The organism is Neorhizobium puerariae (genome assembly GCF_042429745.1).
In the GTDB taxonomy this organism is placed as follows: Bacteria; Pseudomonadota; Alphaproteobacteria; order Rhizobiales; family Rhizobiaceae; genus Neorhizobium; species Neorhizobium puerariae.
The window spans coordinates 17,203-28,643 of sequence record NZ_JBHMAA010000014.1 but is presented as its reverse complement, the minus strand read 5'-3'; the positions used below and the strand labels follow the sequence as shown (position 1 = coordinate 28,643).

General features: G+C 62.0%; 10 protein-coding genes. 6 read left to right on the top strand and 4 right to left on the bottom strand.

Translation table 11 applies throughout. From position 1 onward, the window contains the following. Positions 1-117 precede the first annotated feature (117 nt). On the top strand, positions 118-1,563 hold the full coding sequence (locus ACFFP0_RS12060; RefSeq protein WP_377260780.1) for a lipopolysaccharide biosynthesis protein: 1,446 nt from the start codon (positions 118-120) through the stop codon (positions 1,561-1,563). 101 nt (positions 1,564-1,664) lie between these two features. Here ACFFP0_RS12060 and ACFFP0_RS12055 read toward each other — a convergent pair whose 3' ends face one another. Genes ACFFP0_RS12055 through wecB form a run of 3 tightly spaced genes read right to left on the bottom strand, consistent with a single transcriptional unit; the run spans position 1,665 to position 4,931 of the window. Next, on the bottom strand, positions 1,665-2,459 hold the full coding sequence (locus ACFFP0_RS12055) for a WecB/TagA/CpsF family glycosyltransferase (RefSeq protein WP_377260778.1): 795 nt from the start codon (positions 2,457-2,459) through the stop codon (positions 1,665-1,667). Next, a complete protein-coding gene (wecC, locus tag ACFFP0_RS12050) occupies positions 2,456-3,787 on the bottom strand; it encodes a UDP-N-acetyl-D-mannosamine dehydrogenase (protein ID WP_377260775.1) in 1,332 nt (443 codons plus the stop codon). The genes ACFFP0_RS12055 and wecC overlap by 4 nt, the downstream gene beginning before the upstream one ends. After that, a complete protein-coding gene (gene wecB, locus ACFFP0_RS12045) occupies positions 3,780-4,931 on the bottom strand; it encodes a non-hydrolyzing UDP-N-acetylglucosamine 2-epimerase (protein ID WP_377260773.1) in 1,152 nt (383 codons plus the stop codon). The genes wecC and wecB overlap by 8 nt, the downstream gene beginning before the upstream one ends. 201 nt (positions 4,932-5,132) lie before the next feature. Between wecB and ACFFP0_RS12040 the strand changes: the two genes are divergently transcribed. After that, on the top strand, positions 5,133-6,572 hold the full coding sequence (locus ACFFP0_RS12040) for a glucosamine inositolphosphorylceramide transferase family protein (RefSeq protein ID WP_377260770.1): 1,440 nt from the start codon (positions 5,133-5,135) through the stop codon (positions 6,570-6,572). On the opposite strand, the gene ACFFP0_RS12035 is transcribed toward ACFFP0_RS12040, so the two are convergent. Then, positions 6,553-7,854: a VpsF family polysaccharide biosynthesis protein gene (locus ACFFP0_RS12035; protein WP_377260767.1), complete on the bottom strand. Its 1,302-nt coding sequence runs from the start codon at positions 7,852-7,854 to the stop codon at positions 6,553-6,555. The genes ACFFP0_RS12040 and ACFFP0_RS12035 overlap by 20 nt on opposite strands. A gap of 145 nt (positions 7,855-7,999) precedes the next feature. Between ACFFP0_RS12035 and ACFFP0_RS12030 the strand changes: the two genes are divergently transcribed. The 4 genes from ACFFP0_RS12030 to tnpB all read left to right on the top strand — a co-directional run bounded on the left by ACFFP0_RS12030 (position 8,000) and on the right by tnpB (position 11,423). Further along, the gene (locus ACFFP0_RS12030; protein ID WP_377260764.1) at positions 8,000-9,505 is read left to right on the top strand and encodes a GumC family protein; all 1,506 of its coding nucleotides are present in this window, start codon (positions 8,000-8,002) and stop codon (positions 9,503-9,505) included. Positions 9,506-9,513: 8 nt separating this feature from the next. Next, positions 9,514-10,632: a glycosyltransferase gene (locus ACFFP0_RS12025; RefSeq protein WP_377260762.1), complete on the top strand. Its 1,119-nt coding sequence runs from the start codon at positions 9,514-9,516 to the stop codon at positions 10,630-10,632. 108 nt (positions 10,633-10,740) lie between these two features. Continuing rightward, positions 10,741-11,079 (top strand): IS66-like element accessory protein TnpA, encoded by a 339-nt coding sequence (tnpA, locus tag ACFFP0_RS12020; protein WP_377260759.1) that lies wholly within the window; start codon positions 10,741-10,743, stop codon positions 11,077-11,079. Further along, positions 11,076-11,423: an IS66 family insertion sequence element accessory protein TnpB gene (gene tnpB, locus ACFFP0_RS12015; RefSeq protein WP_377260757.1), complete on the top strand. Its 348-nt coding sequence runs from the start codon at positions 11,076-11,078 to the stop codon at positions 11,421-11,423. The genes tnpA and tnpB overlap by 4 nt, the downstream gene beginning before the upstream one ends. The last annotated feature ends 18 nt before the right edge of the window (positions 11,424-11,441 follow it).

The window sequence follows — 11,441 nt, the reverse complement described above, 5'->3', positions numbered from 1 at the left end:
AAACCACCGTTACTGTTAATATTTGACGACTAGGATTCCGTTAAACCAGCCGACACTTCCATCAATACTGCCGTGTCTGCTGCTCCGATCAGGCTGAACCGTTTCAAGGAAATTTCTTTGCTGCTGAAATCCACACTCATCTACGGCCCGGCCATCCTGCTGACGCGCATCTCGGCACTCCTGTTTCTGGTCATCGCCACGCGCCTGATAGACAAGACCGAATATGGCCTGCTGACGCTGGTGGTGACGGTCGGGGAAATGACCGACGTGGCGGTCACGAACTGGCTCCGCATCTCCCTGCTCCGGCTGGGCGGCAAGGGCGACGTCACCCGCGGCAGCCTCGTGCGCGCCGGCAACATCCTGCTCTGCACCACGCTTCTTGCCCTTGTCATCGCCGTGGTGGCCAGCAATCTCGTCGTGCCCGAGCGTTGGGCGGATTTCTCGGTCGCCGTCTGCGCCTATCTCGTCGCCGGCGCGATCGCCCGTTATGCGCTTGTCATCCTCCAGATGCAGCAGCGGCACTCGGCCTATGCGATGCTGGAATTCCTGCGGGCGCTCCTGCAGCTCGTCTTTCCCGTGGCCACCATGTTCCTGGTGGAGCACAATTCCTTCTTCGCGATATCGCTCTCCTCCAGCTTCGGCACGCTTGTGGCCGGCATCGTCGCCGGCATCGTCGCCTCCCGCCAGATCGTCAGCGGCCCGCCGCGTTTCACTCATCGCGAATTCTTCGCGCTCGGCGTGCCGATCGTCGTGATGGCGCTCGTCAGCTTCGGCCTGGCGAATGCGGAGCGTGTGTTCCTCAAGATCTATCACGACGCGACGGCGGTCGCCGTGTTCGCAGCCGCCTATGCGCTCGCCCGCCAGCCGGTCGACATGATCGCGAACGCCATCAATATGGGCGCCTTTCCCGAGGCGGTCGGCCGGTTTGACGAAGAAGGGCCGGCTGCCGCCGCGGCACTTCTCAAACAGTTCCTCGCTCTCATCTTTACCCTCAGCCTGCCCGTCGCCGCCCTTCTGGCCGCCCTCGGCCACGATCTGACGGAACTCCTGCTTCCGGCAAGTTACGACGGGCCTTACAATCTTCTGTTCGCGATCGTCGCCGGCAGCGCCGTCTGCACCAACCTGGCGGATTTCGTCTATGGCGCGGTGGTTTACGCCCACAAGAGGCCCTGGCTGCTCATCGTCAGCAAGTTTTCCGGCTCCACCGCGACCATTGCCCTTTCCTTCATTCTGATCCCCCGGATGGTGGAGGTCGGAGCCGCGCTCGCGCTTGCCGGCGGCGCTGTCGTCAACCTGCTGGTTTCCATGGTGATCAGCGAACGCCTGACGCCGATACCCCTGCCGTGGCGAGCGCTCACCATTTCCCTTGCGATCTCGGCCGGCATGGGCGTCGCGGCGGCGCTCGTGAGCCACTATCTCGGCGATATGCATGTCATCGTCCGCCTGGCCGCCGCCGGGTCTGCCGCGGGCATCATCTTCCTCGGGCTCAACGCCCTGTGTTACCCTGAGGAAACGCGGCACGGCTTCGACATGGTGCGAAACCGGTTGCAGCAATTCGTCTAGCGCCCGGACCGTGAGGAAGCAGGACCCCGGCACCCGTCGACCGGCATCGAAATGGAAAAGGGCTGCGTTACCCACAGCCCTTGTCGCATGAAATCGAGGCGTCAGCGGTGAATGCGCCGGCGACGGATCTCCTGGCCGAGCAGCAGGGCATAGGCGGTATTCGTCTCGTAATAACGACGCCACAGCCGCTTGGGCTCCTGCATCACCCGGAACAGCCATTCCAGGCCGAGCGCCTGGACAAGCTTCGGCGCCCGGGCAACCTTGCCGCCATAGACGTCGAAGCTGCCGCCGACGCCCATGACGAAGCTCGGCTTCAGCACCTGACGGTACTTCTTCAGGAACCGCTCCTTGCGCGGCGTCGGCATGGCGACGAGCAGGCAATCGGCTTCCGACTCGTTGATCGCCTGGACGATGCCGTCCTCGTCCTCCGGCTTGAAATAGCCGTTGCGCATGCCGGCGATCTTGAGCCGCGGATGCTCCTTCGAAAGCCGCGCGACCACGGCGTCGAGCACCTGCTGCTCCGCTCCGAAGAGGTATGGCCGGTAACCGCGCTTGGCACAGAGCTCGAAGAGTTCGAGCATGATGTCGACCCCGGCGACGCGTTCCGGCAATTGCAGGCCGCAAAGCCTTGCGCCCCACAGAACGCCGACGCCGTCGACATTGATCACATCGGCGCCGACGACATCCTCCTGCAATTCCGCGTTCTTGCGCATTGTGATGAGTTTCGCGACATTGACGACCACATGATGAAGAGACCGCTTTTCCCGCATCGCCTCCTCCGCGAGGCCGAGCGTCTCTTCCATGGTGATGCCGTGCATCGGACAACCGAGGAAGTCGATCTTCCTGGACGAAAGCAGCGGATGGCCGGACCAGCCCGTTTCTTGCTGGATGCTCATGCTGCCTTCCCCACGGACAACAGGGCCGGTTTGCCCTTGCTCTTCTTTCCTTCGATACGGGCATCCGGCTTGCGCGCCTTGCGCCACGTCCACAGGCCGCGGGTATCGATGAGCTTCTTGCCCTTCAGCGCTTCCGGATCGACGAAGTTGAATTGACGATGGTCGACCAGCAGCACGACGATGTCGGCTTGGTCGATTGCCGAAAGAGCGTCGGTAAAGACGATGCCCTTGCCTTCAAGCTCCTTGGGAAGCGCCCGCGTGTTCGGTTCGGCGGCGACGATCTTGACGTCCTTGTGCTCCGAAAGCAGCTTGACGACCTCGACCGCCGGGCTTTCCCGCAGGTCGTCGATATTCGGCTTGAAGCTCAGGCCGAGGCAGGCGATCGTCTGCTGGCGACCGGGTTCCAGCAGCGACTCGATATCCTTGACGACGGAATGCGGCCGGTGCGAATTGATCCGGCGGGCGGACTGCATCAACGGCGTGCTCTCGGGCGCCGCATCGATGATGAAATAGGGGTCGACCGCGATGCAATGCCCTCCGACGCCGGGACCGGGCTGCAGGATGTTGACGCGCGGATGGCGGTTGGCGAGGTCGATGACTTCCCACACGTTGAGCGAGAGGTCCTGGCAAACGGCGGCAAGCTCGTTCGCAAAGGCGATGTTCACGTCACGGAAGGCATTTTCCGTAAGCTTCACCAGCTCCGCTGCTTCCGCGACGGTGATGAAGAGATCGCCGGCGACGAAGCTCGAATAAAGGGTTGCGGTCCGCTCCGAGGAACGGCGCGAAAGTCCGCCGATCGAACGGTCGTTGTTGATGAGTTCGTTGAGGACATTGCCCGGCAGAACCCGCTCCGGCGAATAGGAGACGTAAACGTCGGAATCCTCGTCCGCGGCGCCCGGGAACGTCAGATCCGGGCGAAGCTCGGAAAGCAGCAGGTTCATGGCCCGCGTGGTGCCGACGGGCGACGTCGATTCCAGCACGACCAGATCGCCCTTCTTCAGGATCGGGGCAACGGCGCGCGCTGCCGCGAGCACGTAGCTGATATCCGGCTTGCGATCATCCGTGATCGGCGTGGGAACGGCGATCACATAGGCATCGGCCGGCTGCGGGGTGCTGTAGGCCTTCAACTTGCCGCTAGCGACCATCTTCTGGACCAGACCGTCCAGATCGGGCTCCACGATGTGGATTTCCCCGCGGTTGACCTTCTCGACGACGGCCTCGTTGATATCCACGCCGATGACGTCGAACCCGCGGCTGGCAAAGATCGCGCAGGTGGGCAGTCCGATATACCCCATTCCAATGACGGAAACGCTCTTGATCTCAGACATGCAGTAATTCCTCCAGAATCCGGTGGCTGGCTTTGCCGTCACCATAGGGATTGTGCCGTTCGGCCATGCCCTTGTAGGCGGCCTCGTCATCCAGCAAACTGTTTGTGTTGTGCAGTATGGTATCGATATCGGTGCCGACCAGCCGGGCCGTCCCGGCGGCCACGCCTTCGGGCCGTTCGGTGTTCTCCCGCATCACGAGTACCGGTTTGCCGAGGGAGGGGGCCTCCTCCTGGACGCCGCCGCTATCGGTCAGAACCACATAGCTCTTCTTCTGCAGATAGAGGAACGGCAGATAATCCTGCGGCTCGATCAGATGGATGTTCGGAACGGCGCCCAATACCTGATCGACGACCTTGCGGACGTTCGGATTGGGATGGACCGGGTAGACGATCTGCACGTCGCCGCGCGTTGCGAGCACCGTGAGGGCCTTGCAGATGCGTTCGATCCCGCCGTCGAAATTCTCGCGGCGATGGCCGGTGACCAGGATAAGCTTCTTGGACGGATCGAGAAACCCGAAGCGTGCGGCAAACTCGGCGCTCTTGGCTTCATCGGCGTCAAGAATTTCCGAGAAGTGGAGAAGCGTATCGATCACGGTATTGCCCGTGACGAAGATGCTGGCTTCAGGCTTTCCTTCCGCCACGAGATTGGCGCGCGCTTCCGGGGTCGGCGCGAAATGCCAGCGGGCAATGTCGCCGGCGATCTTCCGGTTCAGCTCTTCCGGAAAGGGAGAGTCGATGTTGTGGCTGCGAAGCCCCGCTTCGATATGGGCGACGGGAATGCGCTTGTAGAAGGCCGCGAGCGCGGCCGTCATCGCCGTGGTCGTGTCACCCTGAACCATGACGATATCGGGCTTCGCCTTGTCGAGCACGTCTTCCATACCCTTCAGCACGCGCGCCGTCACATCGAACAGCGTTTGCCCGGGCTGCATGATATTGAGGTCGTAATGGACTGGTAATCCGGTCAGAGAGATGATCTGATCAACCATCTCCCTGTGTTGCGCAGTTATACAGATCTGCGTCTCGAAACCTGCATGCGAGAGTGCCGCGCGCGCCACCGGGAAGCATTTCAGTGCCTCCGGCCTCGTACCGAATACGATGAGCAGTCGCTTCCGTCCCTGGGGCTCAAGACTTGGCATGAACTTCATGATCAAAACCCGTGTCTTCACTTTGAATGCGGGCAAAATGACGCGAATAGATTTCGGGCGGGTTGAATTGATCGGTACAATTTTAGAGACCTGTGCAAAAATATGCACCAATTGCCACTGGTAAAGCGTTCATTAACTTTAACCTGCAATCGGTAGGCGAAACCCCCGGGGGGCTGGTGGGACGAATACGGGGTGGGGCATTTGAAAAAAGTACTTATTATAACATTCAAGGACAGTATCAGGCGCTGGGAACACGATCTCGGCGCCAGGTTGCGCTCTCTTGGCCATGAGATTTATTTCGAATACTGCGAAGGCGCACCCTCGACTCTTTTCCTGGACGCCGTTCTTGCACTGGAATCATGGTGGATCGGCTCTTCGTCGGCTTCCCTGACAACGCCTGCACCTTCCGGTTGTCCAGACGATGCTCCGGATCTGGTCGTCGATCTCACAGGCAAGTCAGGCGCGCGCCAGGCTCCCGTTCTGACCGTCGAGATCAACGGCTATCCATATCTTCCAGAGGGGTTCTCCCTTTTGCGAACGGGCTCCGGCCTGGTTGACCTCGTCGCGCGGCTTGACGGCATGCCGGTGGGGCACGCCTGTCCGATGATCAGCGACAGGGTCTGGCTATCGCGGGATGCCAACGAGGTCCTCGCCGCCGCGCAGTCGTTGATCGTCCAGTCACTGGCCCGCTTCGAGGCCCGCCGCATCAGGGAGATCGCCGCGCCGCAGCTCGAACGGCGGGCAGGCCCGCTTGCTCCGGCCTATCTGAAGCGGCTCGCGACGGGCCTCACCACGCGCACCTTGCACAAGCTGAATCCGCAACACCGGGAATTCTCCTGGCAGACCGCTTACCGCCTTGTCGATGGACCCGGAATAGCCGAAAGCAGGCAGATCGGCGGCACGCCTTTTGCGGCGCTCGCCGATGACGGACAGCGCTTCTATGCCGATCCGTTTCCCATGGAACATGAAGGACGGCTGTATCTCTTCGTCGAGGAGTTTCCCTACGCGCTCGGCCGGGGCATCATCTCGGTTGCCGAACTTGGCCCGGACGGAAAGTTCGATCGCCCCCGCGCCGTTATCGAGGAACCACATCATCTTTCCTATCCGAACGTCTTCGCGCACGAGGGGGCGATATTCATGATCCCCGAAAGCGGCTCCGCGAGCGAGGTCGTCCTCTACCGGGCCGACCGCTTTCCCGACCGGTGGGTCCGGGACACCGTGCTGATCGCGGGCAGGAACTTCAACGACGCGACCCTGCTCCGGCATGAAGGCCGGCTCTGGATGTTCGGGACGGAGCGGTTTGGCAGCGGCAGCACCTCGGATACGATGGTGGTCTACAGCGCGCCCGACCTGCGCGGCCCCTGGGAACCTCATCCGCTGAATCCGATCATCATCGATCGCGCCGGCGCGCGCCCGGGCGGAAAGTTCATCCGCCTGGAAGACAGGATCTTTCTGCCGGTGCAGAACGGAACCGAGACCTATGGGGGCGGCCTCGGGCTGCGCGAAATTACGACGCTGAACGCGCTGGACGTCGATCTCGGCCCGGTACTGCCGGTTACGGGATCGGTTTTCGAGGGGCGCACGCATGTCCACACCCTCAACCGGATCGGCCGGCTGGAAGTTATCGATTGCGCACAGTGACGCCGCTTCTGCGGCCGGCCGCCGGTGCGGGGATGGCCGTCGCCGGGTTGCGGAACCCCACGATCAGGATCGTCAGGAGGATGATGTCAGGCGTTTTCGTCGCCAGCGCATTGTTCGACAGGTCGATCAGGACGAAGATCGCAGCCGCGATCCTGGCCGCGGCCGGAGTTCCCCGCAGGAGCCGCAGGACATACCGGACCACGATAAGCGTGAACATGATTGCCGCAGGCAGCCCCAGGAGCATGATGATGATGACGGGAGCGCTCTCGATGAAAGGAAGCCCGAGCTTCTGGTTGACGAGCGTCAGAAGGGCGGTGGCGTCCATACCGGTCAGGATTTCCTTCCAGCCGACATAACCGAAGACCTGATAAATTCTCACGCGCGCCATGGAATTCGCGTCGACGACGGAATTGCCGAACCGGCCGAGAAAGCCGCCGGCGAACAGCACCGCGATCAACGCCGCTCCGACGAGAAGCGTGAACAGCAGGGCAATGAACTTCCCCTTGCGTTCCTGGCGCGGCGAAAGCCCGGGCCAACGCATGAAAAGCAGCAGGAGCATGATCTCCGCCGACGAAAGCATCAGCGCGAGACGGGCTCCCGCTGCGGCACAGCCGACAAAGAGCAGGAAAATGACCGCAGCCTTGACCCAGATTCGCCAGCGGGTAAGGGGGACGAAGCCTATGGCGATGGCGCAATGGGCGCCCAGCGCCAGCGGATGGCCGGAGAGACCGGTGGCTCGGAAGAAAGGCTCGCCCTCCGTGAAGGGCATGACCCGACGCTGCGTGAGGGCCTCCCCGATCGCGATCACCGCGCTGCAGATCAGGATCAGCAGGACCGTCGTGGCGATGATCCTCCGGCTCTGCTCATTCTGCGTCAGCATCAGGAGAGCCACGAGAACCGCCATGAAATAGGTATCGATCAAAAAACCCGTGGCCCCCAACCGCCCGACGAGGATGAGGTAGAAGACAAGGCCGGCCAGCAGGGCCGCATAACGCACCAATGTGCGAAAGAGGCCGATATCGTCGCCTGCAAGGACGAAAGGCCGGACAAACAGCGCCGCAAGAAGCGTTCCCGTAATCGCGTAGGTTCCCAGATGGAACTTGGCGTAGAAAGGCCCACCCTCGCTCGTATAGTCCATGAACATGTTCATCAGATGCGGCGTCATGAGCAGGCGAAACAGGAATACGCCGGTCGTCAGGAAAAGAAACAGGATCGCAAGGGCGTTCTGATGAACATCGACGCTCGCTCGCCGGCGTTGGGGGACTGGGGCAGAATAAGACATTTCATCTCCGCGCCGAATAAGATCCTTGTCCGCCATCCCCGGCCTCCGGGGCCATCCCGATCCGCTCAGGCCGGCGGGGGAAAATAAGACGTTAACCGCATGCCTCTATAACTACCGCCAGCATAGGAAATGAGGCGTTAACCTGATGGCTTCTTCTCTTCTCGATTATTTGGCTGATCCCTCCCGGGGTCGCGCTTCCAATCGGCAAGATTTCGACCGGGACAGGCATCAGGCCGAGGCTCCCGCCGTCGCGGAGGATACCGTGACGCTCGACAAGATCGCCAGTTTCATGGAACTCGATCTGCGCCGCGTTTTCGTCTGGCTGAAAGCCGGCCTCAGACTGGCCGCCGTGCTCGCGGTGCTGGGGGCGGTCATCGCCGCCGCATACGGTGTCGTCAGCCCTGCCCGCTATACCGTCACGACCGACGTCCTCATCGATCCGACCAATCTCCAGGTCATCAACAACGATCTTTTCGCGCCGCCGGGCCAGGTGGACGGGCAGCTCCTCAGCCTCGGCAGCCGTATACGCGTCATGACCTCGGGCAATGTCATGTCACGCGTCGTGAAGGAGCTGAAGCTCTATGAGGACCCGGAATTCTACAAGCCTCCGTCCGCCGGCCTTTTTGACTTCCTGAAACGCGGCGAAACCTCCAGGCCCGATCCCGAACTCTCGGCCCTGAAGGCCCTGCGGGCCAAGGTGGGCATCAGTCCCGACGAAAGGTCGTTCATTGCCGCCTTGTCCGTTTCGGCCGAGACGACGCAAAAGGCGATCACGATCTCGAACGCCATCGTCAGCGCCTTCCAGGCCGAACTCGCCGCGGCGGATTCGGAAGGCGCCAACCGCGCCGCCACGGCGCTCGACGACAGGCTCGAACAGCTCAAAAGCGACGTGCTGGCCGCGGAGGAACGTGTCGAGGCCTATAAACGCCTTCACAACCTGGCCACCGGCGAGAACGGCCAGCTCGTCAGATCCCAGACGATCAGCCAGCTGAACAGCCAGATCGTCGCCGCCCGCTCGCGGGTCATCGATGCGCAGGTGACCTACAATGCGCTTCAGAAGGCCGGCGGCGCCCCGGCCGGCAGCCAGGTGGCGGTCTCCCCGGCATTGGCCGAGCTTCTGCAGCGCGCCGGCACGATGGAGCAGCAGTTCGAGGACCAGAGGGTGATCTTCGGAGAGCGCCACCCCTCGATCGTCCGCCTGAAGGCACAGCTTTCGTCGGTTCGCGAGCAGGTCAGGGTCGAACTGGCGCGGGCCACGAGCGCCGCCAAGTCGGAACTGGACAAGGCCAATGCCGCACTGGCCGAGCTTACGACCAGAATGACGGAGCTCGAAGGCTCGGTCTTCAACGACAATCAGTCGCAGATCGAGCTGCGCGAACTTCAGCGCGATGCGGCATCCAAGACTACGATATACGAGAGCTTCCTTTCCCGCGCGCGGCAGATCACCGAGCGCGAACAGATCAACACCAACAACATCCGGGTTATCACCAGGGCCCTGCCCCCGGGTGGCCGCTCATGGCCGCCAAGCACGACGGTCCTTTTCGTCCTTGGAGCCATAGGCGGCTTCGTCCTCGGCCTGGGGCTGGCGATCGTCCGCGGGATCATCGGCGATCTGCGGCATCCGCCCCGGACCCCGGCCGACTATTCGTGAACCCGGACATGGGAAAGCGGATCGTATTTCACGTACCGAGCCTGAGGGGCGGCGGCGCGGAACGCGTTTTTGTGCTGATGGCCAACGAAATGGCCGCACGGGGCCATTCGGTGACGCTCTTCGTCTGGAATGCCGAGGGTCCCAATGCCGAATTGATCAGCCCGGCGGTAACTCTCGTCAACCTGGGCATGCCCATCCATGGCGAAGGATTTGGAAAACCCGCAACGCTCCGGGGACTTGTCCGGTCCGCTACCTTCCTGCGGCATACGCGGCCCGATGCCGTCTTCTCCGCGCCTGAATTCGCCAATCTGCTGACCGCGCTCGCCCTCGTTCCCGTCGGCCGGAGAACCGCGTTCTTTCCGAGTTACCATGCCGCGGCATCGCTGGAAGGCAATGCATTGGGCTCGCGCATCGCGCCCTTCCTTGCGCGTGTGGTCGCCTGGCGCGCGACAAAGGCGATAGCCGTCTCCAGGGGGATCGGCCTCGATCTTTCCGCCCGCGGATTTCCCGACGAGCGGATCGCCGTCATCCACAACCCGCTTCCCCCTCCCGGGAAACGCAATCCTTCCGCCTATCCCTGGCAGAAAACCCTCGACGCCATGGGAAGCGGTCCTGTGATCATCACGCTGGGGCGCCTCGTCCCCGTCAAGGATCATCGAACGCTTCTCAAGGCATTCTCCCTCCTCGATCCCGCTCAAGAAGCACGACTGGTCATCTTCGGCGAAGGTCCCCTGAAGGAAGACCTCGTCGACTATGCCGGCGAGCTCGACATTTCCGGCAGGGTGCTTTTCCCCGGCTACGTCAACGACCCCGCCGCATGCTACGCGATCGCAAATCTCTTCGTATTGTCTTCGACAAGCGAGGGTTTCGGCAATGTGCTCATAGAGGCCATGGCAGCCGGCGTTCCGGTCTTATCGACGGACGCTCCACATGGCCCGCGCGAGATCCTCGCCGACGGCCGCTTTGGCGCACTGGTACCGGTCGGCGACGCCACTGCACTGTCGGAAGCGATGAGTGCAAGTCTGGCACCCCCCCTCCCCAGCGCGGAACTCAGGGCGCGCGCTGGGGATTTCGGCATTAGCCTGATCGGCGATCAGTACGAAGCGTTGATCAACAATGCAGATTGAGCCTTCCTGATAGCAACGTATGCCTTCGGCGAAGGCCGCCTTGTGACGGGAGTTTGCGGCTGTGATCATGCGCTCTTACGAGTGAGCTAAAGAGCGCATTGAGCATTCATGGTACAGGCAGTCTTGTTGGCGGGGCCAGAACGGCGTCGGCGGTGGTCGGCGGATGAGCGTGCCGAGATATTGACGGCGGCATTCTCACCCGGAGCGGTCGTTTCGCAAGTGGCTCGCCGTTATGACGTTTCGACGGGTCTCATTTACACGTGGCGTCGGCAATCGACCGTGGAAGTCTCGGCTCCGGGATTTGTCCCCGCGACGATTACAGAAATGCCTGACCGCACTCTACTCGAACCAGCGGTCTTTGTGGAGTTCCCGACCGGCGTGGTGGTCAGGATCAATTCAGCCGCACCGGCCGAACTTGCTGCCACTGTGCTGCGAGCTCTCAGATGATCCCCATCAGCTCTGGCGTCCGGGTCTGGATCGCAAGCGGCCACTGCGATATGCGCAAGGGAATGCAGGGGCTGGCACTTCTTGTACAAGAGGGTCTCGGCCGCGATCCGTTCAAGGGTGACGTCTTCGTGTTTCGCGGCCGCGGCGGGAGACTGATCAAGGCTCTTTGGCATGACGGGATCGGCTTATCACTTTACGCCAAGCGCCTGGAACGGGGCCGTTTCGTTTGGCCGTCAACGGATGGGGGAGCGATCGCGCTTACCGCGGGTCAAATGTCCTATTTGCTTGAAGGGATAGACTGGCGAAATCCCCAGCAAACATGGCGACCATTGAGCGCCGGATAGAGCATGATTGCCGTGAGC

Bases quoted from the DNA above. Each gene is read 5' to 3' on its own strand.
- ACFFP0_RS12055 (WP_377260778.1), bottom strand. From the start codon at position 2,459: ATGAGCATCCAGCAAGAAACGGGCTGGTCCGGCCATCCGCTGCTTTCG.
- wecC (WP_377260775.1), bottom strand. From the start codon at position 3,787: ATGTCTGAGATCAAGAGCGTTTCCGTCATTGGAATGGGGTATATCGGA.
- wecB (WP_377260773.1), bottom strand. From the start codon at position 4,931: ATGAAGTTCATGCCAAGTCTTGAGCCCCAGGGACGGAAGCGACTGCTC.
- ACFFP0_RS12035 (WP_377260767.1), bottom strand. From the start codon at position 7,854: ATGTCTTATTCTGCCCCAGTCCCCCAACGCCGGCGAGCGAGCGTCGAT.
- ACFFP0_RS12030 (WP_377260764.1), top strand. From the start codon at position 8,000: ATGGCTTCTTCTCTTCTCGATTATTTGGCTGATCCCTCCCGGGGTCGC.
- ACFFP0_RS12025 (WP_377260762.1), top strand. From the start codon at position 9,514: ATGGGAAAGCGGATCGTATTTCACGTACCGAGCCTGAGGGGCGGCGGC.
- tnpA (WP_377260759.1), top strand. From the start codon at position 10,741: ATGGTACAGGCAGTCTTGTTGGCGGGGCCAGAACGGCGTCGGCGGTGG.
- tnpB (WP_377260757.1), top strand. From the start codon at position 11,076: ATGATCCCCATCAGCTCTGGCGTCCGGGTCTGGATCGCAAGCGGCCAC.